Origin of the sequence: Niallia sp. FSL W8-0954, from assembly GCF_038005605.1 — a bacterium.
Lineage (GTDB): Bacteria > Bacillota > Bacilli > Bacillales > Cytobacillaceae > Niallia > Niallia circulans_A.
The window spans coordinates 3,901,937-3,928,162 of the sequence record NZ_JBBOTN010000001.1 but is presented as its reverse complement, the minus strand read 5'-3'; the positions used below and the strand labels follow the sequence as shown (position 1 = coordinate 3,928,162).

The following is a 26,226-nucleotide window of genomic DNA, read 5'->3' as shown; positions in this document are numbered from 1 at the left end:
AAAAGGAGGAAGGAAAATGGCAAGGACAGCTGCAATTAGTAGAAAAACAGGTGAAACGAACATTCAGTTATCTTTTAATGTAGACGGAGAAGGAGTTTCTGAACTAGACACAGGTGTACCATTTATGAATCATATGCTCGACTTATTTACCAAACATGGTCAATTTAATTTAACAGTTCAAGCGAATGGAGATATTGAGGTAGATGATCACCATACAACAGAGGATATTGGGATATGTTTAGGATTGGCCATAAAAGAGGCGCTCGGAGATAAAAGAGGGATTAAGCGCTATGGGAATAGCTTTGTACCAATGGATGAAACATTGGCACAAGTGGTTATCGATTTAAGCAACAGACCTCATCTAGAATTCCGAGCAGAGTTTCCAAATGATAAGGTAGGAACCTTTGATACAGAACTGGTACATGAATTTCTCTGGAAACTAGCGTTAGAAGCTAGAATGAATCTGCACGTTATTTTGCACTATGGGAAAAATACCCATCATATGATCGAAGCGATCTTTAAAGCGATGGCTCGTGCATTAGATGAAGCCACGACGATTGACCCAAGAATTAAAGGAATTCCTTCCACGAAAGGAATGCTGTAAATGATCGGAATTATTGACTATGGAATGGGGAATTTGTTCAGCGTAAGTAAAGCATTAGAAAGATTAGGTGCTCCCTATTTTATTTCAGAGGATAAAGATAAATTACTTCAGGCAGATGCATTGATTCTTCCAGGTGTCGGAGCGTTTAAAGATGCAATGGAAAAATTAAAGAAGACGGGCCTATCTGAAATGATTTCTGTATTTGTTGATAGTGGGAGGCCTTTGTTAGGCATTTGCTTAGGGATGCAGTTATTGTTCGAATCAAGTGAGGAGCATGGATACAGTGAAGGGTTAAATTTACTACCTGGAAAAGTGGTTCGTTTTCCTGGCATTACAGAAAGTGGTGCGGCCTATAAGGTTCCTCATATGGGCTGGAATAAGTTGCATTTTAAAAGAGAGTCTTTGGTCACATCTGATTTGGAAGATGATTTCGTTTATTTTGTGCACTCGTATTATGCAGATACTAACGAGGGTGTTATTATAGCAAGCTGTTCCTATGATAAAGAGGTTCCAGCAGTAGTAGGAAGAAACAATGTGTTTGGCATGCAGTTTCATCCGGAGAAAAGTAGCAAATTGGGGATGCAATTATTAAGCAACTTTGCGAATTTAATACAGAAAGGATGAACAATATGACCTTCACTTTATATCCGGCCATTGATATGCGAGGCGGAAAATGCGTTCGTTTACAGCAAGGGAATTATGAAAAAGAAACAATTTATGGAGATTCACCATTTGATATGGCAAAAAGCTTTGTAGACCACGGTGCGAAGTGGATTCATATGGTTGATCTAGATGGTGCGAAGGATGGCAAGAAAGTAAATGATCAATTTGTCATTGATACAGCAACAAAATTAGGAGTAAAAGTGCAAATTGGTGGCGGTATTAGAAAAGAAGAAGATATTGTCCATTACCTTGAGAATGGGATAACAAGAGTAATAATTGGCAGTATCGCTGTTTCACAGCCAGACTTTGCGATGGAGATGATCCGCAAATATGGAAAGGGAATAGTGATAGGTATCGATGCAAAAAATGGATTTGTTGCGACACATGGTTGGCTGTCTACTTCAGAAGTAAAAGCAGTAGAACTTGGAAAACGCTTTGCAGATGCTGGGGCGGAAACTTTTATTTTTACGGATATTGCAACAGATGGAATGCTAAGTGGACCCAATGTTAAAGCGATTGAGGAAATGGCTCTGATAACGAAAAAAGAAGTGATCGCATCTGGCGGAATCAGCAGTATAAAAGATTTGAATCAACTAAAGAAAAGCGACTCTAGAGGTGCGATTATTGGTAAAGCATTATATGAAAAAAGATTCACGCTCCGAGAAGCGTTAGAACAATTGAATGGGAAGTAACTGGATATGGTGAGAGGAGTTTATTAATGTTAACAAAGCGAATTATTCCATGTTTAGATGTAAAAGAGGGACGTGTGGTCAAAGGAATTCAATTTGTTCAATTAAGAGATGCGGGGGATCCCGTTGAATTAGCGCGTTTCTATGATGAACAAGGAGCAGATGAGCTTGTATTTCTCGACATTTCTGCATCACATGAAGGTAGAAAAACGATGGTGGAGGTAGTAAAAGAAGTTGCATCAGAACTTGCCATTCCTTTTACTGTTGGAGGAGGAATAAACTCCCTAGAAGATATGAAGAAAATTCTGCGGGCTGGTGCCGATAAAGTATCTTTAAATACAGCAGCAGTGTTAAACCCTGCTTTGATTGAAGAGGGAGCTAATTTTTTTGGATCTCAATGTATCGTTGTTGCCATTGATGCTAAATATGATTCTGAGCTTGCCACATGGCGTGTCTATACTCATGGTGGTAGGAAACCAGTAAATAAGGATGTAATTACATGGGCAAAAGAGGCTGTGGCTTTGGGAGCAGGGGAAATATTGTTAACAAGCATGGATACGGATGGGGAGAAGAATGGATTTAACTTAGCATTAACCAAATCGGTAAGTGAGGCTGTTTCTGTTCCAGTTATCGCTTCTGGAGGAGCCGGCAACGCCGCTCATTTTGAAGAGGCATTTAAAATGGGCAAAGCTGATGCTGCACTTGCGGCTTCCATTTTCCATTATAAAGAAACATCCGTTTTGGAAGTGAAGAGCTATTTAAAGGAAAAAGGAGTGCTTGTACGATGAAATTAGATGAATTGAAATTTGATGAAAAAGGATTAATACCTGCTGTCGTACAGGATGTTGTGACAAAAGAGGTGTTAACCTTGGCTTATATGAATAAAGAATCATTAGAAAAATCCATACGCACCGGAGAAACATGGTTTTATAGCCGGTCTAGACAGGAATTATGGCATAAAGGAGGAACAAGTGGAAATACACAATCTATTGTAGAAATAAAATACGACTGCGATCAAGATGCATTAGTAGTGCTAATTCAACCGAATGGACCCGCTTGCCATAATGGAACAACAAGCTGTTTTGTAGACAGCATGTATCAAAACAAAGCAAGGGATGTAATTTCAGCGGACTATCAAATTCTTGCTAATTTAGAGAAAGTTATTGAAGAAAGAGATATTAAGCGCCCAGAAGGTACCTATACAACGTATCTATTTGAAAAGGGGGTAGATAAAATTCTCAAGAAAGTTGGCGAAGAAGCGGCCGAAGTTATTATTGCTGCAAAAAATCGCGATGCAGAAGAATTGAAGTGGGAAGCATCTGACCTTCTTTACCATTTATTTGTCTTATTAAGAGAACAAAAACTGCCATTTTCTGAGATTTTGCAGGTGCTGGAAGCGCGCCATGAAGAAAAGACAGGGAAGTAAGCAAACTAGAGAATGGTTCATCTAGAGAGCCGCTCTCTTTTTTTGCTCCATCCATACATGTCTCCTTAAGTTAAATTTCCCCCTCTAAAAGTTTTTCCGAAAAGGCATTGACTCTTCTCGGATTTGTATTTAGTATGGTATACTTGTTGAGTTAATAGGAACTTTATAATGCAGCTTGATAAGGGAACATATATATTGGAGGATTTATGAATAAAAACTCAGATAGAGTACAACCAGTGGGTAAACTTATTACATTTAATCCTACAGGCGAATTTTATTTTAACAAAGGAATTAAGGCATATCATCAAAGAGATTATTATAAATCCCTTAAATATTTGCAAAGAGCACTGGCGTTAGAACCGGGAGAACCAATGATTGCATGTCAGCTTGCGGTCGTTTATGCAGATATTGGAGAATATCAAAAATCGAATGAACTTCTCCATGTTATTATTGAAGAATTAGATGAGGACATGGTTGAGTGTTATTATTTCCTAGCTAATAATTACGCCCATTTGGGATTTTTTAAAGATGCATATTATCATGCAAAACTATATTTAAGTTTGGATAAAGATGGGGAGTTTGTAGAGGATACAGAAGATCTTATGGAAGTGTTATCTCTCGAATCAGAGGAGCTCGAGGAAGAGGAAGCTAACGAGGAAGAAGATCTTATTACAAGACAGGAGCAGGCAAGGGCTTTGCTTGAATCTGGTAACTTTGCACAAGCTGTCGAAGCTTTAACAAAGATTATTCAAGATTATCCGGAATACTGGTCAGCATATAATAATTTAGCGTTAGCCCATTTCTATCTTGGACAATCGGAAAAGGCAAGTGAGATTTTGGAGCATGTTTTAACGAATAATATCGGAAACTTACATGCTTTATGTAATAAACTTGTATTTGCTTATTATCAAAATAACGATAGACATGTGAAAGAAATGGCTGCTATTTTAAGAAAAATCAACCCTATTTCTATTGACCATCAGTTCAAACTAGGAACTACTTTCGCACTTATTGGTGAATATGATACAGCCTATTTTTGGTTGAAGAAGATTTATAAACAAGGATTTCAGGGAGATGGTTCTTTTTACTATTGGCTATCTTATGCAGCTTATTACACAGGAAATAAGCAAACAGCAAAGAAAGCATGGAAAAAGGTAATGGATATCGATCCAGAAAAAGAAGGGCAAGAGCCTTGGAATAACTCGGAATATACAATCAATGGATTTGAGGAGCATGTAAGCTCCATTCTCAAAAGATTTGAAAGCAGCCATGCTGAGGAGCGAATGTTTGCTACTTTTTTAACTTCTATATCTTCTCAAAAAGATAAGATTTTGTCTTCTTCTGTTTTTCAGCAAGAGAATGCTTTTACACAAATAGAAAAAAAATATCGTGATTTTGTGAAAAATGGCACTGAAATAGAGGATCCATTTTTATATGTTGCACATCATACAGCCGAACAAATTTATACCAACTATCATCCAATTGGTACGGAAGAAACTAGCTTATATTTATTATGGTTTTCAGCTATCATGGAAATGCAAACAGAAGGAGCTTTATTTAAAAATTGTATTGCAAGTGCAGCTGCTATTGATTATCTGTGGAGTCAATCTCGAGAGAAGAAGAAAACTCAGCAAGAAATTGCCAATAATTATGGACTTTCTACCTCTACTTTACAAAAATATATAAAATCAATGAAGAATTTTATGCAGCCCATCTATAACTAAGATTCCATTATTTTGATGTTTTATGCATTTATTGAATAAATAGTAGGAAGAAGCAGTTAGGAGTTGGACTGCTTCTTTTTTATAAGCTTTAAAAAGATGACACATTAAATATATAATAAAAAGAGTTATAATTAATCTAACGATATGATGCATGATATGAAGTTTTCCATATAAGTAAAACCCATTTATTATTGCTTATACAGATAAAGGAAAGGATGTAGAGTGTATATGGAATAGGGATGTAACACCAAATAAGAACATGCCAAACCGGTGTTTCATTTCAACATCAGACAATATTTATCCAATTTGTGACATTTTATCTCCCCTGTTTTAAAAGTAATTTGAATCGGTTCTTTCTTAAGTGAAAAGGTCCCAGTAAAAAGGAGAATTAGAAATGAAAATTGGGGAATTTGTAGCGTTGTTAAATACAACAAAAGATACTGTTCGGCATTATGAAGAGCTAAATTTATTAAAACCAAATTGGCAAAATAATAAAAAGGAATATAGTGATAAAGAAATCCTCGACTTTCAAGTGGTAAATGAGTTGAAAAAATATGGTTTTTCCTTAAAAGATATTCAGAAAATCTCTTCTTTAAAAGAGGCAGTGGATTATGGGGATAAGCAATTAATTGGCCAAGTTCATCAAATTTTAACGGGACAATTAGAGAAGCTGCTGCAAGAGGAAAATGAAATACGAGAACGTCGGCTGATTTTAGAAAATGAAGCAAAGAAATTAAAGAATTTATTATAATAATTTATGAGCAGATATTTGGACGGATAGGGGATTGTTTTATAGGATAGTAATAGATAATCATACTTATAATAATAAATGGACAATGTGGATTCTATCATCTAATAGGTAGTTAATGGAAAAGGAGTTTTTAAAATGACGGAAGAAAAAATTTATGATGTTATTATAATTGGAGCAGGTCCAGCTGGAATGACAGCTGCGGTTTATACATCTCGTGCTAATCTTTCTACATTAATGATTGAAAGAGGAATACCAGGCGGGCAAATGGCAAATACAGAAGATGTAGAAAATTTCCCTGGATTTGAAAGTATCTTAGGCCCTGATTTATCCAATAAAATGTTTAATCATGCGAAAAAATTCGGTGCTGAATACGCATATGGTGACATTAAGGAAATAGTGGATGGAAAAGAATATAAAACAGTAAAAGCTGGATCAAAAGAATTTAAAGCAAGATCTATTATTATTTCAACAGGTGCAGAATATAAAAAAGTTGGAGTTCCTGGGGAAAAAGAATTAGGTGGACGCGGCGTATCTTATTGTGCTGTTTGTGACGGAGCATTCTTTAAGAATAAGCGATTATTCGTTATTGGCGGCGGAGATTCAGCTGTTGAAGAAGGGGTATACTTAACTCGTTTTGCTTCCCAAGTTACCATTGTGCACAGACGTGACGAATTAAGAGCACAAAAAATCTTGCAAAAAAGAGCGTTTGATAATGAAAAAGTAGACTTTATCTGGAATCATACCATTAAGTCCATTAATGAAAAAGATGGCAAAGTGGGTAGTGTGACACTTGTTTCGACAGTAGATCAGTCCGAGCAAGAATTAGAGGCAGATGGTGTCTTTATTTACATTGGCATGGTTCCATTATCTAAACCGTTTGAAAGCTTAGGGATTACCAATGAAAATGGTTATATTGAAACAAATGACCAAATGGAAACAAAGGTGCCTGGTATTTTTGCAGCTGGTGATATTCGTGAAAAAACACTTCGTCAAATTGTTACAGCAACAGGAGACGGAAGTATCGCCGCGCAAAGTGCACAACACTATGTAGAAGAGCTAGCTGAAGAGTTAAAACAACAAGCATAAGAAAGTGTCATTGTGTTTTAATTGGAATGTAACAGTAGTGAAACATAGTTAGGGTATCATAGAAATAGAAATTGACCCCCTTTTAAGATATATTTTTTAGCATAGGCTCAAACATGGAGCCTATGCCTTTTTTATGGATTTTACTCGATTTAGTAGGATTTGGCTGATAAATGTTATTTTTCGCGAATATCTGGAATGTTTTCGCGAATACTTTGCGCTTTTCGCGAATTTAAGAGGTGATTACGCGAATATAGTGTAAGTACTTCTATTCATTCCCAAAAATCTTTTGTAGGGTAATAAATTTTCCCTCGATTTTCACCTGTATAAGGTAATTCATCGAGACAAGAAGTCGATTGGCGGTATCTTTGGAAGAAATATGGACGAATTCACGAAATTCCTTACTGGTTATAGAAGGTTTGATTAAAAGAAAATAATCTTTCACTGCTTTAATAAGGGGTTTTTTATCAAATGCCGAACAGGATGGGCAAAACCAGCTGCGCTTTTTTCTAACCATTGCAAATGCCGTGCAATGAACGCCTGTTATAATATCTTCTTTACTTAAATTGTATTTTTTCAATAAATTAGTATGGTCTGGAGTGTGATGCTTGTTGCAGGAATTTGGAGATTTTGCGAAGGCTCTTGTCATCGAGAATATTTCCTTTGTAATTGATCCCATTTTTCAAGAAAACTATGACTGTGGAGAACATGATTTTTTATCGAGGGATTGCCTTTATGATAGTAGAAGGTTTGGATATAATAACGATTGGCTTGATAGGAGGAATAGGAAAGTGGCGTTTTTGTAAGAACGATTCTAGTTGGCGCTTTAATCTTTTCATTTGAGAGATGGGATCCAGGTAGCCCTCTTCTTGATTATTTCGAATTCGGGTAAATTGGTTTAAAGTTGTATCAAATAGTAATGTGCCTAAATAGTTTTTACAATCAATGATAATAAAAAAGCAATGTGTCAACAAGAGATAGTCTATTTGAAAATAAGATTTTCCATCGTATAAACGAAGATTATGAATAATAAAGCATTCCTTCTCAGGGATAAAATCGAGATAATAGGTTAGCTGCTTTTCTCCTTTATAGCCGCGTAAATAAATCGATACATCTTTTTTGATGGACGAATGTTTATCTCCGCGTTTTAAGAGTGCTTCTAATTTTCTTACCTTTAAATCCTTTTTAACAGGGTTAACATACAAGAGTATCCACATCCTTTTCTAAAGATATATAATCATTTCTCTATCAGGAATAAAGAATCCTTCATAATTGGAAAAGGCAATTTATTGTGGGGGCATGACAATAATAGTATAATAAAAGGAATGGATAAAAAGCAGTGCCTACATATAGAGAAAATTGGGGTGAATAATTTTGCAACGTGTGACGAATTGTTTGTTACTTAAAGATAATAAAGTCTTATTGCTACAAAAACCAAGACGTGGCTGGTGGGTAGCGCCTGGCGGAAAAATGGAGCCGGGAGAATCTGTTAGAGATTCCTGTATTCGTGAGTATAGAGAAGAAACAGGTATTTATTTACGAAATCCTAACATCAAAGGAATTTTTACCTTTATTATTAAAGAGGGAGATAAGATTATATCGGAGTGGATGATGTTCACCTTTTTCTCTACGAATGCAGATGGTGTCAATGTAGACGAATCAGCTGAAGGGAAAATTGTCTGGCACGATTTAGATGATGTGAAAAATTTGCCAATGGCTGAGGGCGATTATCATATTTTAGATTACATGATCCATGGAAATGGAATAATCTATGGAACATTTACTTATACACCAGATTTCGAATTAATTAGTTACCGATTAGATCCAAGCTAAAGATTTATAGGGGGAATTAAAATGGAACCACAAGTCGTAATCATCACAGGTATGTCAGGAGCAGGAAAAACAGTTGTTATTCAAAGCTTTGAAGACTTAGGCTTTTTTTGTGTGGACAACTTACCGCCTACACTTTTACCTAAGTTTCTCGAACTTATGAAAGAGTCGGAGAATAAGATGAATAAGGTTGCTCTTGGGATGGATTTGCGGGGGAGAGAATTTTTTGATGATTTGTTCACTGCACTAGATGATTTGGCAACTTCCTGGGTTGTTCCCAAGATCCTTTTTCTAGACGCTGATGACAGTGCCCTTGTTAGAAGATATAAGGAGACTAGAAGAGTTCATCCCCTTGCACCGGCTGGGCTTCCTTTAGAAGGAATTAAATTGGAACGAGAATTGTTAGAAGAGCTCAAAGGAAGAGCGCAAATTATTTATAATACATCACAAAGCTCACCGAGAGAACTTCGTGAAAAGATTCTAAAAGAATTCTCTGTTAATAAACAATCTATCTTTACTGTAAATGTGATGAGTTTTGGATTTAAACATGGACTTCCTATTGATGCGGATTTAGTATTTGATGTGCGTTTTTTACCAAACCCTCATTACGTTGAGCATATGAGACCGAAAACTGGATTAGACGTAGAGGTATCCAGTTATGTATTGAAATGGACGGAAACAGGCCAATTTTTAGAAAAAGTCATTGATTTATTAACATTTATGCTGCCTCAATATAAGAGAGAAGGAAAATCGCAGCTAGTTATTGCGATTGGCTGTACTGGGGGACAGCATCGATCTGTTGCATTAGCTGAGTATATCGGCCATCATTTTGAAAAAGAATATAATATTGCTATTGCTCACCGTGATATGGAGAGGAGAAAGGACCAACAGGCATGAGTGAAAAGGAACAGCCAAGAATTGTAATCATCGGGGGAGGAACTGGCCTTTCTGTGCTTCTGCGTGGATTGAAAAAGTATCCAGTAGACATAACGGCAATCGTAACAGTAGCCGATGATGGAGGAAGCTCTGGAAGATTAAGAGAGGATCTCGATATCCCTGCTCCTGGAGACGTTCGTAATGTGTTAGCCGCGTTATCGGATGTCGAGCCCTTAGTGGAGGAAATGTTTCAACATCGCTTCACGAATAGCAAAGATTTAGATGGACATTCATTAGGTAACTTAATCTTAGCGGCCATGACTTCCATTACTGGTAACTTTACCTATGCGATTCAAGAAATGAGCAAAGTACTTAATGTCCGTGGTAAAGTATTACCTGCGACTAGTCATAGTGTTATCTTAAATGCGGTAATGGAAGATGGATCGATTGTAATAGGGGAGTCTAATATTCCAGAGGCTGGGAAAAAGATAAAAAAAGTTTTCCTAACCCCCGAAGATTCTGAGCCGCTTCCTGAAACGATACATGCTATCGAGCAAGCCGATTTAATTGTGATGGGGCCTGGAAGCTTATATACTAGTATCTTACCAAACTTAGTCGTTCCAGAAATCAAAGCGGCAGTCCGAGAAGCGAAAGCGAAAAAAGTCTATGTGTGCAATATAATGACACAAGCAGGGGAAACGTCCGATTATACGGCAAGTGATCATGTGAAGGCACTATATGAACATGTAGAAAAGCCATTTATTGATACAATAATCGTGAACAAAACGAATATTCCTGCAAGTATACAACAAAGATATGATGAAGAAAAAGCAAAGCCTGTGGTTTTTGATATTAATCGGCTGGAACGGATGGATTTAGATGTAATAGCTGGTGATATCATTAAGCTTGATCAAGGTGTTATTCGCCATAATACTCTAGAAGTGGCGAAAATTCTCTATTCAATTATCGATTGAAAGAAGAGTAACTTTTTAGACAAGGTATTGGAACAATATACTCCGAGTCTATAAGGGGGGAAGGACATGTCTTTTGCTTCAGAAACTAAAAAAGAATTAACAACAATTGAAGCCAAAAATTGTTGTGGAAAAGCAGAATTATCAGCATTAATTCAAATGAATGGGACACTTTCCTTTTCTAACCAGAGGCTAGTTGTAAATATCCAGACAGAGAATGCAGCTATCGCAAGAAGAATTTATACGCTAATAAAAAGGTATTTTGATATCCCGGTTGAACTATTAGTCCGCAAAAAAATGCGTTTAAAAAAGAACAATGTCTATATTGTGCGAATTTCTAATCAAGGAAAAGAAGTGCTTGAGGAACTGAGCATTCTTAAAGAAGGTTTTGTGTTTACACATGAAATTTCTCCAGATCTTATTAAGAAAAAATGCTGTAAACGATCTTATTTACGCGGAGCCTTTCTAGCAGGAGGTTCGGTTAATAACCCGGAAACTTCTTCTTATCATTTGGAAATTGCCTCTTTATATAAAGAACATATTATAGCGCTCAGTGATTTAATGAATACATTTGGGTTAAAAAGTAAGACATTAGAAAGAAAAAAAGGTTTTATTGCTTACTTAAAAGAAGCTGAAAAAATAACTGAATTTCTTAATATTATCGGTGCACACGGAGCACTTCTTCGTTTTGAAGACATTCGAATTGTTAGAGATATGAGAAATTCAGTCAACCGTTTAGTCAATTGCGAAACGGCTAACTTAAACAAAACAATCGGTGCTGCATTAAGACAAGTTGAGAATATTCGTTATATTGATAAAACAGTCGGATTACAAATTCTACCTGATAAACTTAGAGAGATTGCAGAGCTTAGAGTTGCCTATCAAGATGTAACCTTAAAAGAATTAGGAGAAATGGTGTCATCTGGTAACATCAGTAAATCCGGCATCAACCACCGTTTAAGAAAAATAGATGAAATTGCCGATGCTCTTCGTCGTGGAGAAAAAGTCAACTAATAAGAATGGATAATTATATCAAGTAAACGATATATATTATCCATTTTTATTTAGAAGATTATTATCAGAAAAATTGTTCTAAACTGAATATTCTTTGAGGTGAATCGAGCAAAATTTTCCTTTTCCTTGTATAATAGATATATTACTACATTGATGAAGGGGAGGATGTTCGATGGTAGAGCAAGAGATTACAGTGGACTTAAAATCTGGACTTCAAGCACGACCCGCAGCTTTATTTGTCCAAGAGGCAAGTAATTATTTATCTGAAGTATTTATTGAAAAGGATGGAAGAAGAGTGAATGCAAAGAGTATTATGGGAATAATGGGTCTAGCTATTCATTCAGGGGCAACAATAAAATTAATAGTTGATGGCAGTGATGAAGTGGAAGCGCTTCAAAATTTAACAGGTTTATTAAAGTAAAGCTGCTTAATAATACTCTCCTAATGAAAAAGGCTGTTCCAAATAGGAAAATTTTATAGATGATATCCATCTATAGAAATCTAATTTGGAATAGCCTTTTTTAATTATTAAGAGTTTTTATATTAATTTTTCTTGTCTTCAAGTGAATTACGACTGATAACATGGTCAACTAAACCATATTCTTTTGCTCTTTCCGCAGTCATAAAGTTATCACGTTCTGTATCTCTTGCGATTACCTCCATTGGTTGACCAGTACGCTCAGATAAAATACCGTTTAATTTATCACGTAGGAATAAGATACGTTTAGCAGCAATTTCAATTTCAGTTGCTTGACCTTGTGCTCCGCCAAGTGGTTGGTGAATCATCACTTCACTATTAGGCAATGCATAACGTTTACCTTTTGCACCAGCAGCAAGTAAGAATGCACCCATAGAAGCAGCCATACCGATACAAATTGTTTGCACATCCGGCTTAATATACTGCATTGTATCATAAATTGCCATACCAGCAGTGATGCTTCCACCAGGGCTGTTGATATAAATAGATACATCTTTTTCAGGATTTTCTGTTTCTAAGAATAAAAGCTGTGATACGATAGAGTTAGCAACGTTATCATCGATAGCACTGCCCAGCATAATAATACGGTCTTTTAATAAACGAGAGTAGATATCGTAAGCACGTTCTCCTCTATTTGTTTGCTCAATAACTGTAGGGATTAAATTCATTTAAAATCCTCCTTTTTAATATCTGTTCGAAAAGCATAAGTATTTGTTTCTTCAGTCAGATGAAAAACATCTAAACTGTATGTATTCCTAATGATACACGGATGGTCAATTAAGGTCAAACGTTAAAGCTTGATTCCCTGAAAATATCATTCGACATCTTTTTCATTATTGGTGATATAGAAAGCTATTATCAAATACCATCTCTTTATTCCGGTTACAATCCTTTCTCCATGATACCCACTGCACCTTTTTTTAAACATCTTCTATTGCAATATACGGAATGTTCGCTTATAATATGAAAGCGTAACTTTAACATAATGCCCTCGTGGTGCAACGGATAGCACGTAAGATTCCGGTTCTTAAAATGGGGGTTCGATTCCCTCCGAGGGCGCTAAAATGTTGATAAATAAGGATTTTTTTGAGGAGTGTTTTTTTGTCCGGCTCTCCTCAAAAAATCCTTATTTTATTTCACTTTATTTGCTTTAACCAATCTCTCATAAAACTATTCACTTTGTCATTATTCAATAAAATAGATTTGTCCGTGTCTCCGAGGCAAGCACTCATATAATTTATATCGGAATATTAGATTCCCATAAAATAGTTTCATGTGTATGGCTAAACATATGTGGAGTGGTATGTACTCATTTGGAGTGGGGGCATATTTAATTATAATTTTAAATAAGAGTAATGGTTATAAAGTATCTGTAAACAGCGATACATAGTATATTTGTGTAAATTAATAAGCCTTAGTTATTTTGCTTTTCTCATACAAATATTGAAATCCATAAAGAAAAAATGCTTTATAAAAGAAATATAGGAAAAATTGTGTGTGATTTATTTTTACTAATCTATACAATTTTAATTTAGAGAATAACATTGTTAAAGGAAAGGTGAATATTACTCCACCAAACGCATTCAATAACAGGAACTTCACAAAACTTCCATAAGCCCATTTTAATGTGCATAAAGCCATTAATAACATTGGACCTATAAGGAAAGGAATTTCATTTTGCAAAGTGGAATGAGGAATATTATAAAAACTCCACCACTTAAGCCTTTTACCTATTTGAAGATCTAAGCTACACATAATAATACTAAAAATAGCGGCTGGGAAAATCTCTTTATAGTTTGCTTACCTAGTAAAGGAATGGAAAGCCAAGATACAATAACCATAATAATGTTTAGTAACATCTGACTTTTTTTGGTCATAATAATCTCCTGTTAATTTTTTAGTTATTATAACTCCGTATTCACCTAAATATTCTGGGAAAAAACTTAAATAAGTCCTGCTCTTAGGAGTGGGGTATTTATTGTGAATTAAAAGGGATTTACTACACAATAAAGAAACCTCCTTAGTATATAGGGATAAAATGACCTGACTTTGAAATATTGTTGTAGCGGAAATAACAGTTTTTTCACGAATAATAAAGTTATTTAAAAATGAAGAGCATTCATTATGATCTTGTCAGTTCTTCTTGAAATAACGGGAGGTAACAAAGGTGTATTCTCCTTTTTTTCATCATACATCAGGTGAGTAGTACCGATTAAACATTGGCTGGAAAAAAGGAAGTGTGGTTGATATCCGCATCATTAGGGCTGAAAACTCCAGAGTATGGACGCTTAATGCTAAAATATCCAAATTTTAACCGATTGTGCATCATGATGAAAGTTATTCTCATAAAATGATTAGTATAGTAAATGAAAGCTTTTATAATAAAAAAAGCATATTTAAAGCTGTATTTTCTTAGCGAATCAATAACATAAGTAATAATTAGTTTTTTCCAAATAATATGAAAAGATAGAACGACACTTTTTCGCCAAATTTAACAAAAAATAGACACATATCAGTTGAATTCATACTATACTGGTGTTAGAATTGTTCTTGTAGCAAGGAATTATTTTTTTGTAGTACCCGGGACGGAAAATGTCTATGCGGGACTTCTGACGACCACTGTAAGTGAAGGAGCGCATCAAAAGCATGGTTTCATTTATTGAGATTCAAAAAAGATTATTACCTGATTTACTTACAGTTATGCAAAAAAGGTACTATATTCTGCAATATATCAAGAATATGCAGCCTGTCGGAAGAAGAAGTCTGGCAGTGAGCCTAGGACTGACCGAAAGAGTCTTGAGAAGTGAAGTCGAGTTTTTAAAGGAGCAGCAGCTTATACATATTTCAAACATCGGCATGACAGTCACTTCGATAGGGGAAGAAGTGTTGGAAAGTCTTTCTAGTGTAATGAGAGAAGTAACGGGTATTAACGAAATGGAGCAGCTACTGCAAAGAAAACTAGGTATTAACCGAGTTATCATTGTAGCTGGAGACAGTGATCACTCTCCATGGGTAAAAAAAGAATTAGGACTTGCCACAGCAAATTGTATGAAATCTCTTCTAAAGGGAAATAATATCATCGCAGTTACTGGTGGGACTACTATGTCCTCTGTTGCAGAGGCACTGACGCCTAATATTGCAGATGGGGAATTATTATTTGTCCCGGCACGTGGTGGAATAGGAGAAGATGTCAAAAATCAGGCGAATACAATTTGTTCCATGATGGCAGATCATACTGCATCAAAACATCGGGTTTTATATGCTCCTGATGAGGTCAGCGAAGAAATGTACAAAAGCATTTCCACAGACCCTCGTATCAGCGAAGTATTAAAACTCATTCGTTCCGCAAATCTTTTAGTTCACGGCATTGGCGAGGCGCTTACAATGGCGAATCGCAGAAATACCAGCAAAAGTGATTTAGAAAAGATTAAAAATGCAGAAGCTGTTGGCGAAGCATTCGGGTACTATTTTAATGAAGAGGGAGAAGTTGTCCACAAGGTACAAACAATTGGCCTTAGACTGGAAGACTTATCTACTGTACCTAATATCATCGCTGTAGCAGGTGGAGCATCGAAGTCAAAGGCTATTCGTGCTTATCTAAAGGAAGCACCAACTTCAACTATTTTAATAACAGATGAAGGAGCCGCAAAAAAGTTGATATAATGGGAAATCCCTTTATATATTTAATACTCTTAAAATTAGAGGAGGAAATTTACAATGACAGTAAAAGTAGGTATTAACGGTTTTGGACGTATCGGACGTTTGGCATTCAGAAAAATCATGGAAAACCCAGAATTAGAAGTGGTTGCAATCAATGATTTAACTGATACTAAAATGCTAGCACATCTTTTAAAATATGATTCATCTCAAGGAACTTTCCAAGGTGAAATCGAAGTACACGAAGGTTATTTCTTAGTAAATGGTCAAAAAGTTGTTACAACTGCTGAAAGAAACCCAGCTGATCTTAAATGGGGAGAACTTGGTGTAGATACAGTTATCGAATCTACTGGTTTCTTCACAACAAAAGAAAAAGCAGAAGCTCATATTCAAGCAGGTGCTAAAAATGTAGTTATCTCTGCTCCAGCAACTGGCGAAATGAAAACAGTTGTTTACAATGTTAACCATGATGTTCTTGATGGAACTGAAACAGTTATTTCTGGTGCTTCTTGTACTACTAACTGTCTTGCTCCAATGGCACAAGTTCTTCAAAACAAATACGGTATCGTATCTGGTTTAATGACTACAATTCACGCTTACACAGGCGACCAAAATACTTTAGATGCTCCACATCCAAAAGGTGACTTCCGTCGTGCTCGTGCAGCTGCTGAAAACATTATTCCTAACTCAACTGGTGCTGCAAAAGCAATCGGTTTAGTATTACCTGAATTACAAGGTAAATTAGACGGTGCTGCTCAACGTGTTCCAGTTAAAACTGGTTCATTAACAGAGCTTGTAACTGTTCTTGATAAAAAAGTTACAGTTGAAGAAATCAACGCTGCAATGAAAGAAGCTGCTAACGAATCTTTCGGTTACACTGAAGAAGAGCTTGTTTCTTCTGATATTATCGGAATTAGCTATGGTTCATTATTCGATGCAACTCAAACAAAAGTTATCACTGTTGGTGATCAACAACTTGTTAAAACAGTTGCTTGGTATGACAACGAAATGTCTTATACTAACCAATTAGTAAGAACTGTTAAGCACTTTGCACAACTTGCAACAAAATAATTTCCCTTTATAAATGGAATTATGTGCGAGTTAATAAGCACCCCCTTTAATCTAACAGCGGAAACAACTTTGTTTCCGCTATTTTAAAAATATGCAGTGGAGGGTACCTATAATGAACAAGAAAACAATTCGTGATATTGATTTAAAAGGGAAAAAAGTATTTGTTCGTGTTGACTTCAACGTACCGATGAAAGATCAACAAATTACGGACGAAACAAGAATTCAAGCTGCACTTCCAACAATTAAAGAATTAGTTGAGAGTGGTGCAATTGTTATTCTAGCAAGTCACTTAGGACGTCCAAAAGGTGAAGTTGTAGAAGAGCTACGTTTAACTCCTGTTGCAAAACGCCTTTCTGAATTACTAGGGAAAGAAGTTGCTAAAGCAGATGAGTCATATGGCGAAGCTGTTAAAGCACAAATCAGCAAGTTAGCAGAAGGAGATGTTATCCTTCTTGAAAACGTACGTTTCAATGCTGGTGAAGAAAAAAATGATGCAGAGTTAGCAAAACAATATGCAGAACTTGCAGATGTATTTGTAAATGATGCATTTGGTGCTGCACACCGTGCTCATGCTTCAACAGAAGGAATTGCTCATCATATTCCAGCAGTATCTGGATTATTAATGCAAAAAGAACTAGATGTTCTTGGCAAAGCTTTATCTAATCCTGATCGTCCGTTCACAGCTATCATTGGTGGAGCGAAAGTTAAGGATAAAATTGGTGTAATTGAAAATCTTCTTGATAAAGTAGATAACTTAATTATCGGTGGAGGATTAGCGTATACTTTTGTTAAATCTCTTGGCCATGAAATTGGTAAATCTTTATTAGAAGAAGATAAAATCGATCTTGCTAAATCTTATATGGAAAAAGCAAAAGAAAAAGGTGTTAAATTCTATATGCCAGTTGATGTGATCGTTGCAGATGATTTCTCAAATGATGCAAACATCAAAGCTGTTTCTATCGAAGAAATCCCAGCTGATTGGGAAGCATTAGATATCGGACCTAAAACACGTGAAATCTATGCAGATGTTATTAAAAATTCTAAATTAGTAATTTGGAATGGACCAATGGGTGTATTCGAATTAGATGCATTCGCAAATGGTACAAAAGCAGTAGCTGAAGCACTTGCTGAATCTCAAGATACATATTCAGTAATCGGTGGTGGAGATTCTGCAGCAGCAGTTGAGAAATTTGATTTAGCAGATAAGATGAGTCATATTTCTACTGGCGGCGGTGCTTCATTAGAGTTTATGGAAGGTAAAGAACTTCCAGGTGTAGTGGCTTTAAACGACAAATAATATCTTTATAGATATGCATGAAAGGATGTTTAACATGCGCAAACCAATTATTGCAGGTAACTGGAAAATGAACAAAACACTTCCTGAAGCTGTTGAGTTTATCCAAGAAGTAAAAGCATCTGTTCCATCAAGTGAAAAAGTGGATACAGTTGTTTGTGCTCCTGCGTTATTTTTAGGGCAATTAGTAGAATTAACTGATGGCACAGATGTAAAAATCGGTGCACAAAATATGCATTTCGAAAAAAATGGTGCATTCACTGGCGAAATCAGCCCAGTTGCATTAGAAAATATCGGTGCAAAATATGTAGTACTTGGACATTCAGAGCGTCGTGAGTTCTTTAATGAAACAGATGAGTCTGTTAACAAAAAGACAATCGCTGCATTTGAAAATGGTTTAACTCCAATTGTTTGCTGTGGTGAAACACTAGAGCAAAGAGAAAATGGTGAAACAAATGACTTTGTTGCAACTCAAGTAACAAAAGCACTTAATGGTTTAACTCCAGAACAAGCAAAAGCAACAGTTGTTGCATATGAGCCAATCTGGGCAATTGGAACAGGTAAATCTTCTACTTCTGCAGATGCAAACGAAGTATGTGCACATATTCGTAAAGTAGTAAGTGAACAATTTTCACCAGAAGTTGCAGAAGAAATCCGTATCCAATACGGTGGCAGCGTTAAGCCTGAAAACATTAAAGAATATATGGCACAGCCAGATATAGACGGAGCATTAGTAGGCGGAGCTAGCCTAGAAGCTCAAAGCTTTTTAGCTTTATTGGAGGCAGGTAAGAATGAGTAAATCTCCAGTAGCTTTAATCATTTTAGATGGTTTTGCTTTAAGAAGTGAACGCATGGGTAATGCGGTAGCACAAGCAAATAAGCCTAATTTCGATAAATATTGGAATTCTTATCCTCATGCTACTTTAGTAGCTAGCGGGGAAGCTGTTGGTCTTCCAGAAGGACAAATGGGTAACTCTGAAGTTGGACATTTGAATATCGGTGCCGGCCGGATCGTATATCAAAGTTTAACAAGAGTAAATCTGTCTATAAGAGAAGGCGAATTTTATAAAAACGAAACTTTTGTTAATGCAATTAAGCATGTAAAAGAAAAAGGCAAAAATCTTCATTTATTCGGATTATTATCCGATGGTGGAGTTCATAGCCACATTGAGCATATGTTTGCACTTCTTCGTTTAGCTAAAGAAGAAGGAGTAGAAAATGTATATATTCACGGTATCTTAGATGGCCGAGACGTCGGTCAAAAGACTGCTGAAAAATATATTAAAGCTACACAAGAAAAAATCGCTGAATACGGTGTAGGTGAATTTGCTACTATTTCTGGACGCTACTATTCTATGGATAGAGATAAGCGTTGGGACCGAGTAGAAAAATCATACCGCGCAATGGTATATGGAGAAGGACCAGCATATTCTGATCCATTACAAGTAGTGGAAGATAACTACAATAATGGAATCTTTGATGAGTTCGTGCTTCCATCTGTTATCACAAAGGAGAACGGCGAACCAGTTGCAACGATTGAAGATGAAGATGCTGTAATTTTTTATAACTTCCGTCCTGACCGTGCTATTCAAATTTCGAATACATTCACAAATGAGGACTTCCGTTCCTTTGATCGTGGAGAAAAACATCCAAAAAATCTTTACTTTGTATGTTTAACTCATTTTAGTGAAACAGTAAATGGGTATGTTGCATTCAAGCCAACAAACCTTGATAACACTTTAGGGGAAGTTCTTGCACAAAATGGCTTGACTCAGCTTCGTATTGCGGAAACGGAAAAATATCCACATGTTACATTCTTTATGAGCGGTGGACGTGAAGCAGAGTTCCCTGGTGAAAAACGTATTTTGATCAATTCACCAAAAGTGGCAACTTATGATTTAAAACCTGAAATGAGTGCATATGAAGTAACAGATGCGCTATTGAAGGAAATTGAGGCAGATAATTTTGATGCAATTATTCTAAACTTCGCAAACCCTGATATGGTTGGGCACTCCGGAATGCTTGAACCAACAATCAAAGCGATTGAAACAGTGGATGAATGTTTAGGAAAAATTATCACTTTAATTGAACAAAAAGGTGGTAAAGCTATTATCACTGCTGACCATGGTAACTCTGATGAAGTGGTAACACTTGAAGGAAAACCAATGACAGCACATACAACAAATCCAGTACCTGTTATCGTAACAGATAAAAATGCTGAATTGCGTACAGATGGTATTTTAGGAGATTTAGCTCCTACTATGTTAGATTTATTAGGTGTTGAAAAGCCAGCAGAAATGACTGGGACATCTATTATTAAAAAATAAGTTATTTTAAAAGGAGAGAAATATTATGCCTTATATTCAACAAGTATATGCTCGTGAAGTATTAGATTCACGTGGTAACCCAACAGTAGAAGTAGAAGTATTAACTGAATCAGGATTCTTTGGTCGTGCACTAGTTCCATCTGGTGCTTCAACTGGTGAATACGAAGCAGTTGAATTGCGTGATGGTGACAAATCTCGTTACCTTGGTAAAGGTGTTCTTAAAGCAGTAGAAAACGTAAACGAAGTAATTGCTGAAGCAATCATCGGTATGGACGTTACAGATCAAGTTGGAATCGACAGAACAATGATCGAACTTGATGGTACAGAAAACAAAGGTAAATTAGGTGCTAACGCAATCCTAGGTGTATCTATGGCTGTTGCACATGCTGCTGCTGAAGTAGTAGGTCTTCCATTATACCGTTACCTTGGTGGATTCAACGCGAAACAATTACCAACTCCAATGATGAACATCATCAACGGTGGTTCTCATGCTGATAACAATGTTGATTTCCAAGAATTCATGATCTTACCAGTAGGAGCTCCAACTTTCAAAGAAGCTCTACGTACTGGTGCTGAAGTATTCCATGCATTAAAAGCAGTTTTACATGCAAAAGGTTTAAACACTGCTGTAGGTGACGAAGGTGGATTCGCTCCAAACCTTGGTTCTAACCGTGAAGCATTAGAAGTAATCATCGAAGCAATCAAAAAAGCTGGATACGAGCCTGGTAAAGATGTATTCTTAGGTATGGACGTTGCTTCTTCTGAATTCTACAACAAAGAAACTGGTAAATACGATCTTGCAGGAGAAGGCCGTACTGGTTTAACTTCTGAAGAATTAGTAAGCTTCTATGAAGAATTAGTTAACGAATTCCCAATCATCTCTATTGAAGATGGTTTAGATGAAAACGACTGGGAAGGTCACAAATTATTAACTGACCGCATCGGTTCTAAAGTACAATTAGTAGGTGACGATTTATTCGTTACAAACACTAAAAAATTAGCTGAAGGTATCGAAAAAGGAATTGCAAACTCAATCCTTATCAAAGTTAACCAAATTGGTACTTTAACTGAAACTTTCGATGCTATCGAAATGGCTAAACGTGCTGGTTACACAGCAGTAGTTTCTCACCGTTCTGGTGAAACAGAAGATGCTACAATCGCTGACATCGCTGTTGCTACTAACGCTGGTCAAATCAAAACTGGTTCATTATCTCGTACAGACCGTATCGCTAAATACAACCAACTTCTTCGCATCGAAGACGAGCTTGGCGAGTTAGCAGTATACGATGGTCTTAAATCTTTCTACAACCTTAAAAAATAATTGAAGTTAAGTTTGACTTAACTTGATAAACACTCTAGCTTTAGGAGTTTTCCTTTAAGCTAGGGTTTTTTTTATAGTTGGGAATGTGTTTTTATTAGAAGAGAGGGAGGATCCATCAGTGACATAAGCTGGCTGGGATACCTGAAAAAGGGAACAGAGAGCCATTGTCTGTGCCCACAAACAAGAAGAAAAGCTGAAAAAGGGAACAGAGAGCCATTGTCTGTGCCCACAAACAAGAAGAAAAGCTGAAGAAGGGAACAGAGAGCCGTTCTCTGTGCCCGCAAACAAGAAGAAAAGCTGAAGAAGAGAACAGAGAGCCGTTCTCTGTGCCCGCAAACAAGAAGAAAAGCTGAAGAAGGGAACAGAGAGCCATTGTCTGTGCCCACAAACAAGAAGAAAAGCTGAAAAAGGGAACAGAGAGCCGTTCTCTGTGCCCGCAAACAAGAAGAAAAGCTGAAAAAGGGAACAGAGAGCCGTTCTCTGTGCCCGCAAACAAGAAGAAAAGCTGAAAAAGGGAACAGAGAGCCGTTCTCTGTGCCCGCAAACAAGAAGAAAAGCTGAAGAAGGGAACAGAGAGCCATTGTCTCTACTCGTAAACATAACAAACAACATATATCTTGTTTAAGAGACCTTTCAATCATTATTAACTATCCCAAAGTGTATTCTACTAATTATTATGACAAAGACGCGACATACTATTGTGACAAAACATAAAATATGATACATTTAAACTAATGTAGGTTGGTTTTAATGGAGGTGTTTGATATGATACACACAGTTTTGATTACTTTATTGATTATCGTTGCGATTGCATTAATCGTAGTAGTACTTCTTCAAAATGGTAAGAGTGCTGGACTATCTGGAGCAATTTCTGGTGGTGCAGAGCAGTTATTTGGTAAACAAAAAGCACGTGGTTTAGAATTAATCCTTCACAATGCAACAATCGTTTTAGCAATTTTATTCTTTGTCTTAACGATTGCAGTTAGTTATTTTGATCTATAATAACGAGATTCGGTATAGATGAAAAAACCTGGCCAAGAAAGGTCAGGTTTTTTTTCGGAAAACAAATGGAGTTGTACATAAGATTTATAAAAGACCTATAGTATGATGTAATCATATGACTGGATTCTTTCTTTTCTTTTTTACTAAAATAGAAGGATAGTTCTTTTTCAAATAAATTGGTCACTTTATATTATAGAATAGGACGAAGGAGAAAATAATAAGACAAAGGAGCGTTTATCTAATGAAAATAGTAGAACAGAAACCATTAACCTTTAAAGGAGATAATAAACGTGCAGTGCTTTTATTGCACGGCTTTACGGGGAATACATCAGATGTACGCTTGCTTGGTAGATATTTAAATACAAAGGGCTACACCTGCTATGTACCTTTATATAAAGGACATGGAGTACCACCAGAGGAATTAGTGGAATACGGGCCAAAGGATTGGTGGAAGGATGTAACGGAAGCATACCAGCATTTAAAGGAGATGGGATTTGAAGAAATTGCTGTCGGAGGTCTTTCTTTAGGAGGGGTATTTTCCCTTAAATTAGGTTACACTGTACCTGTAAAGGGTATCGTAACCATGTGTGCTCCAATGTACATTAAAAGTGAAGAAGTCATGTATGAAGGCGTACTTGAATACGCTCGTAACTATAAGCAGCGCGAGAAGAAATCAGAAGAAGTTATTGAGCAGGAAATGGCTCAATTTAAGCCAATGAATACATTAAAAGAATTACAAAATTTAATCAAAGAAGTAAGAGAATCGGTTGATCTTATTTATTCACCAGTTTTTGTTATTCAGGCACGACATGATCAAATGATTGATACAAATAGTGCAAATATCATTTATGAAGAAGTGGAATCGATTCAAAAAGATATTAAATGGTATGAAAACTCTGGACATGTTATTACACATGATAAAGAAAAAGAACAAGTTTTTGAAGATTTCTATCAGTTTTTAGAAAAACTAGATTGGAATCAATAAGATGCAAAGGAGGTTTTTTGTTTGGAAGATATAATTAAAGAAAATGTTGAGAAGCTATTAACTTATATGAAAGATGAAGCCTATAAACCACTAACCGTGCAAGAGCTAGAAGAGGCTTTCGGAATAGAGGATTCTTCTCACTTTAAAGATTTTGTCAAGGCACTTGTACAGATGGAAGAGAAGGGGCTAGTTGTTCGGACAAGGAGCAATCGTTATGGATTACCAGAGAAGATGAACCTTATTCGGGGGAAATTAGCTGGTCATGCGAAAGGATTTGCGTTTGTTATCCCTGAAGAACAAGGCATGGATGATATTTTTATACCGCCTAATGAAGTTAAAACGGCGTTAAATGGTGATATTGTATTAGCACGTGTCACTTCGGAAAGCTCTGGCCAAAGAAGAGAAGGAACAATCGTACGAATTATCGAAAGAGGAGTCCAGCAAATTGTTGGTACATATTCAGAGAGCAAGCATTTTGGCTTTGTTATCCCTGATGATAAAAAAATCGCGACAGATATTTTTATCCCAAAAGGCAGCACAAAAGGGGCAATAGAAGGGCATAAGGTTGTCGTGAAATTAACTTCTTATCCTGAAGGCAGAAAGAATGCGGAGGGAGAGGTTGTTAAAATACTTGGACACAAAAATGACCCAGGTGTTGATATTTTATCGGTAATACATAAGCATGGATTACCACTTGCCTTTCCAGATAACGTGTTAGAACAAGCGAATAATGCACCAGATACGATTGATGAAGAGGAAATTGCCAATAGACGTGATTTGCGCAATGAAACTATTGTCACAATTGATGGGGCAGATGCGAAGGATTTGGATGATGCCGTTACAGTAACGATGTTAGAGAACGGTAATTATAAATTAGGGGTGCATATCGCAGATGTTTCTTACTATGTAACGGAAAACTCTCCAATAGATGTAGAAGCCGAGGAGAGAGGAACAAGCGTTTATTTAGTTGACCGAGTTATTCCAATGATTCCGCACCGTTTATCTAATGGAATTTGTTCTTTAAATCCAAAGGTTGATCGCTTAACTCTTTCTTGTGAGATGGAAATTACGTCTGATGGTGAAGTAGTTTCCCATGAAATTTTTCAAAGTGTCATTAAAACAACGGAACGAATGACATATGCTGATGTGAATTCGATTTTACATGATAAAGATGAAGAACTAAGAGCCAAGTATGAAGGGCTTGTCCCGATGTTTGAACGAATGGAGGATTTAGCAGCTATTCTGCGCAAAAAACGGATGACTCGTGGTGCCATTGACTTTGACTTTAAAGAATCTAAAGTAATCGTAGATGAAGATGGAAAGCCACAGGATGTTATTCTAAGAGAACGTTCAGTCGCAGAGAAATTAATTGAAGAGTTTATGCTTGTAGCCAATGAAACAGTTGCAGAACATTTTCATTGGATGCAGGTTCCATTTATTTATCGTATTCACGAAGATCCAAAAGAGGAAAAGCTAAGAAGATTTTTCGAGTTTATTACAAACTTTGGTTATATCGTGAAAGGTACAGCAAATTCCGTTCATCCAAGAGCATTACAAGAAATTATTGAGTCAGTACAGGGAACTCCTGAAGAGATGGTCATTTCGACTGTCATGCTGCGCTCCATGCAGCAAGCGAAATACTATCCAGAAAGCCTAGGACATTTTGGTTTATCAACAGAATTTTATACGCATTTTACATCGCCGATAAGACGTTACCCGGATTTAATCGTACATCGTTTAATTCGAACGTATTTAATTGAAGGGGATATTAGTTCTTCTACACAAGAAAAGTGGAACAGCCGCTTAACAGAAATTGCTGAACATTCCTCTAGTATGGAAAGAAGATCAGTAGAAGCAGAACGCGAAACAGATGAACTGAAAAAATCAGAGTACATGCTTGATAAAATTGGCGAAGAATATGATGGTATTATTAGTTCTGTTACGAATTTTGGTATGTTTGTGGAACTTACGAATACGATTGAAGGACTTGTCCATGTAAGCTATATGACGGATGATTACTATCGTTATGATGAACGTCATTTTGCTATGATTGGCGAGAGAACAGGGAAGGTTTTCCGTATTGGAGACGAAATTACTGTTCGCGTTGTGAATGTTAATAAAGAGGAACGTGCCATTGACTTTGAAATAGTAGGGATGAAGGGAACTCGCCGCAGAGATCCTAAGAAGGAAGGTAAGGTATTTTCTACTGGCAGTGTCTCTCGTGCCCCGCGTAAAGGCAAATCAGATAGAGATACGGATCGTAAAGGAAAACCAGGTGAATCAAGACGTAAAGGAAAGAATGATAGAAAACATTTTGAGAATGCTCCAAAAGCAAAGAGAAAGAAAAAGAGACGCTAACAGATAAATAGATGCATTTTGGCATGTGGTTTCTTTGGGATAAGGAAGCCACATGCAGAGGATGTTTGTATATTAGGTGTTCTTTTGATAAAATTATTGGCA

The 26,226-nt window shown here is 36.4% G+C and carries 25 protein-coding genes and 1 tRNA gene; 23 read left to right on the top strand and 3 right to left on the bottom strand.

Going from position 1 to position 26,226, the window contains the following annotated elements:
- Positions 1 to 16: 16 nt before the first annotated feature.
- The 8 genes from hisB to trxB all read left to right on the top strand — a co-directional run bounded on the left by hisB (position 17) and on the right by trxB (position 6,943).
- A complete protein-coding gene (gene hisB, locus NX902_RS19440) occupies positions 17 to 604 on the top strand; it encodes an imidazoleglycerol-phosphate dehydratase HisB (protein ID WP_095330362.1) in 588 nt (195 codons plus the stop codon).
- Positions 605 to 1,228, top strand: coding sequence for an imidazole glycerol phosphate synthase subunit HisH (gene hisH, locus NX902_RS19435; RefSeq protein ID WP_095330363.1), 624 nt, complete (start codon positions 605 to 607; stop codon positions 1,226 to 1,228). It begins immediately after the preceding gene.
- Between the two features lie 5 nt (positions 1,229 to 1,233).
- Positions 1,234 to 1,959: a 1-(5-phosphoribosyl)-5-[(5-phosphoribosylamino)methylideneamino]imidazole-4-carboxamide isomerase gene (gene hisA, locus NX902_RS19430; protein ID WP_095330364.1), complete on the top strand. Its 726-nt coding sequence runs from the start codon at positions 1,234 to 1,236 to the stop codon at positions 1,957 to 1,959.
- Between the two features lie 26 nt (positions 1,960 to 1,985).
- The gene (gene hisF / locus NX902_RS19425) at positions 1,986 to 2,744 is read left to right on the top strand and encodes an imidazole glycerol phosphate synthase subunit HisF (protein ID WP_095330365.1); all 759 of its coding nucleotides are present in this window, start codon (positions 1,986 to 1,988) and stop codon (positions 2,742 to 2,744) included.
- Positions 2,741 to 3,382 (top strand): bifunctional phosphoribosyl-AMP cyclohydrolase/phosphoribosyl-ATP diphosphatase HisIE, encoded by a 642-nt coding sequence (gene hisIE, locus NX902_RS19420; protein WP_095330366.1) that lies wholly within the window; start codon positions 2,741 to 2,743, stop codon positions 3,380 to 3,382. Before hisF ends, hisIE begins: the two co-directional genes overlap by 4 nt.
- 206 nt (positions 3,383 to 3,588) lie before the next feature.
- A complete protein-coding gene (locus NX902_RS19415; protein WP_163187458.1) occupies positions 3,589 to 5,106 on the top strand; it encodes a tetratricopeptide repeat protein in 1,518 nt (505 codons plus the stop codon).
- A gap of 394 nt (positions 5,107 to 5,500) precedes the next feature.
- Entirely contained in the window at positions 5,501 to 5,857 is a 357-nt protein-coding gene (locus tag NX902_RS19410) for a MerR family transcriptional regulator (RefSeq protein ID WP_095330368.1), read from the top strand.
- 135 nt (positions 5,858 to 5,992) lie between these two features.
- Positions 5,993 to 6,943 carry a thioredoxin-disulfide reductase gene (gene trxB, locus NX902_RS19405; RefSeq protein WP_095330369.1) on the top strand — a complete coding sequence of 317 codons (951 nt, stop codon included), beginning with the start codon at positions 5,993 to 5,995 and terminating at the stop codon, positions 6,941 to 6,943.
- Between the two features lie 265 nt (positions 6,944 to 7,208).
- Here trxB and NX902_RS19400 read toward each other — a convergent pair whose 3' ends face one another.
- Positions 7,209 to 7,589: a hypothetical protein gene (locus NX902_RS19400; protein ID WP_303985359.1), complete on the bottom strand. Its 381-nt coding sequence runs from the start codon at positions 7,587 to 7,589 to the stop codon at positions 7,209 to 7,211.
- Between the two features lie 67 nt (positions 7,590 to 7,656).
- A complete protein-coding gene (locus NX902_RS19395; protein WP_341160922.1) occupies positions 7,657 to 8,145 on the bottom strand; it encodes a nuclease-related domain-containing protein in 489 nt (162 codons plus the stop codon).
- 169 nt (positions 8,146 to 8,314) lie between these two features.
- On the opposite strand from NX902_RS19395, the gene NX902_RS19390 reads away from it, so the two are divergent.
- From NX902_RS19390 to NX902_RS19370, 5 genes are all read left to right on the top strand, one after another.
- Positions 8,315 to 8,773 carry an NUDIX hydrolase gene (locus NX902_RS19390; RefSeq protein WP_047943777.1) on the top strand — a complete coding sequence of 153 codons (459 nt, stop codon included), beginning with the start codon at positions 8,315 to 8,317 and terminating at the stop codon, positions 8,771 to 8,773.
- A 21-nt stretch (positions 8,774 to 8,794) separates the two neighbouring features.
- Complete coding sequence (gene rapZ, locus NX902_RS19385; protein WP_047943778.1) at positions 8,795 to 9,667, top strand: RNase adapter RapZ; 873 nt, start codon at positions 8,795 to 8,797, stop codon at positions 9,665 to 9,667.
- The gene (locus tag NX902_RS19380; protein WP_095330372.1) at positions 9,664 to 10,620 is read left to right on the top strand and encodes a gluconeogenesis factor YvcK family protein; all 957 of its coding nucleotides are present in this window, start codon (positions 9,664 to 9,666) and stop codon (positions 10,618 to 10,620) included. The genes rapZ and NX902_RS19380 overlap by 4 nt, the downstream gene beginning before the upstream one ends.
- Before the next feature lie 66 nt (positions 10,621 to 10,686).
- Complete coding sequence (whiA, locus tag NX902_RS19375; RefSeq protein ID WP_047943780.1) at positions 10,687 to 11,631, top strand: DNA-binding protein WhiA; 945 nt, start codon at positions 10,687 to 10,689, stop codon at positions 11,629 to 11,631.
- Positions 11,632 to 11,803: 172 nt separating this feature from the next.
- On the top strand, positions 11,804 to 12,052 hold the full coding sequence (locus NX902_RS19370) for an HPr family phosphocarrier protein (RefSeq protein ID WP_095330373.1): 249 nt from the start codon (positions 11,804 to 11,806) through the stop codon (positions 12,050 to 12,052).
- Between the two features lie 122 nt (positions 12,053 to 12,174).
- Here NX902_RS19370 and clpP read toward each other — a convergent pair whose 3' ends face one another.
- Complete coding sequence (gene clpP, locus NX902_RS19365) at positions 12,175 to 12,777, bottom strand: ATP-dependent Clp endopeptidase proteolytic subunit ClpP (RefSeq protein WP_047943782.1); 603 nt, start codon at positions 12,775 to 12,777, stop codon at positions 12,175 to 12,177.
- Between the two features lie 319 nt (positions 12,778 to 13,096).
- On the opposite strand from clpP, the gene NX902_RS19360 reads away from it, so the two are divergent.
- The 10 genes from NX902_RS19360 (at position 13,097) to rnr (ending at position 26,124) form a co-directional block, all read left to right on the top strand.
- A tRNA-Arg gene (locus NX902_RS19360) sits at positions 13,097 to 13,168 on the top strand.
- A gap of 1,587 nt (positions 13,169 to 14,755) precedes the next feature.
- Positions 14,756 to 15,772, top strand: coding sequence for a sugar-binding transcriptional regulator (locus NX902_RS19355; protein WP_095330374.1), 1,017 nt, complete (start codon positions 14,756 to 14,758; stop codon positions 15,770 to 15,772).
- Between the two features lie 54 nt (positions 15,773 to 15,826).
- Positions 15,827 to 16,837 (top strand): type I glyceraldehyde-3-phosphate dehydrogenase, encoded by a 1,011-nt coding sequence (gene gap / locus NX902_RS19350; RefSeq protein ID WP_047943784.1) that lies wholly within the window; start codon positions 15,827 to 15,829, stop codon positions 16,835 to 16,837.
- Positions 16,838 to 16,949: 112 nt separating this feature from the next.
- The gene (locus NX902_RS19345; protein WP_123258197.1) at positions 16,950 to 18,134 is read left to right on the top strand and encodes a phosphoglycerate kinase; all 1,185 of its coding nucleotides are present in this window, start codon (positions 16,950 to 16,952) and stop codon (positions 18,132 to 18,134) included.
- 34 nt (positions 18,135 to 18,168) lie between these two features.
- Positions 18,169 to 18,930 carry a triose-phosphate isomerase gene (gene tpiA, locus NX902_RS19340; RefSeq protein ID WP_047943786.1) on the top strand — a complete coding sequence of 254 codons (762 nt, stop codon included), beginning with the start codon at positions 18,169 to 18,171 and terminating at the stop codon, positions 18,928 to 18,930.
- Positions 18,923 to 20,458, top strand: a complete 1,536-nt coding sequence (gpmI, locus tag NX902_RS19335) for a 2,3-bisphosphoglycerate-independent phosphoglycerate mutase (protein ID WP_047943787.1) — start codon at positions 18,923 to 18,925, stop codon at positions 20,456 to 20,458. Before tpiA ends, gpmI begins: the two co-directional genes overlap by 8 nt.
- A gap of 25 nt (positions 20,459 to 20,483) precedes the next feature.
- Entirely contained in the window at positions 20,484 to 21,779 is a 1,296-nt protein-coding gene (gene eno, locus NX902_RS19330; protein WP_095330376.1) for a phosphopyruvate hydratase, read from the top strand.
- A gap of 768 nt (positions 21,780 to 22,547) precedes the next feature.
- Positions 22,548 to 22,781 carry a preprotein translocase subunit SecG gene (gene secG, locus NX902_RS19325; protein WP_031540682.1) on the top strand — a complete coding sequence of 78 codons (234 nt, stop codon included), beginning with the start codon at positions 22,548 to 22,550 and terminating at the stop codon, positions 22,779 to 22,781.
- A gap of 241 nt (positions 22,782 to 23,022) precedes the next feature.
- Positions 23,023 to 23,766 carry an alpha/beta hydrolase gene (locus NX902_RS19320; RefSeq protein WP_171509916.1) on the top strand — a complete coding sequence of 248 codons (744 nt, stop codon included), beginning with the start codon at positions 23,023 to 23,025 and terminating at the stop codon, positions 23,764 to 23,766.
- A gap of 66 nt (positions 23,767 to 23,832) precedes the next feature.
- Entirely contained in the window at positions 23,833 to 26,124 is a 2,292-nt protein-coding gene (gene rnr, locus NX902_RS19315; RefSeq protein ID WP_413230959.1) for a ribonuclease R, read from the top strand.
- Positions 26,125 to 26,226: the final 102 nt, after the last annotated feature.